Genomic DNA, 763 nt, shown 5'->3' with positions numbered 1-763 from the left:
TGAAGGAAAAGCTGATCGAGACCAAGCAGATGCAAAATGAAGCATTAGAGGTAGAAGTTGAGCAGCGAACCAGAGACTTACGACTGGCTTTAGAAAAGGTCAATAAATTAAACTCCGAACTTGAAGATCTATCAACACTTGATCAAGTCACCGGGGTTAGAAATCGTCGTTATTTTGATGAAATGATGGAGCGAGAGTTTCGTCGTGGCAGGCGAAATGGGCGAGAATTAGCTTTGATTATGATTGATTTGGATAATTTCAAATCCGTCAATGATACCTATGGTCATCAAGCTGGAGACCAGTGTCTGAAAACGGTCGCTTCTGAAGTGTATCGTTTGGTGAAACGCCCTCCTGATCTGGTTTGCCGTTATGGTGGAGAGGAGTTAGCTGTTGTCTTACCTGAGACCAAATTGGAAGGTGCTGTTTTGATAGGTGAGCGAATTCGGGCGCATATTGAAGCTTTGTGGATTGATACGGGTGATGAGCGTATTCAAGTGACAGCGAGTGTTGGCGTAAGTGCCTGCATGCCGAACGAGGAAAGCTCGACTCACGCTTTGGTTGAGATGGCTGATCAGGCGCTATACCAAGCTAAGCTTAACGGTCGAAACAGAGTTGAGCAAAAAGTTGGCTAAGACGGCGTGAAACTGCTTGATAGCTGTTTGTTTATACAGTATTTTGTATGAATGAAACTGTATATTGCAGAAAAGCCCTGTCTGGGGAAGGCTATAGCGCAAGCCCTACCTAAACCTCACCATAAAGCTGA

The 763-nt window shown here is 44.7% G+C and carries 1 protein-coding gene; it reads left to right on the top strand.

Features of this window, described 5'->3' with window-relative positions; genetic code table 11:
• A partial coding sequence (locus A3735_RS27325) for a GGDEF domain-containing protein (RefSeq protein ID WP_156499964.1) occupies positions 1-632 on the top strand: 632 nt, incomplete at its 5' end.
• Between the last annotated feature and the right edge of the window lie 131 nt (positions 633-763).

The sequence above is a fragment of the Oleiphilus sp. HI0061 genome (assembly GCF_001635675.1).
The sequence above is the reverse complement of the archived record's forward strand: the minus strand, read 5'-3'. Positions and strand labels throughout refer to the sequence as shown.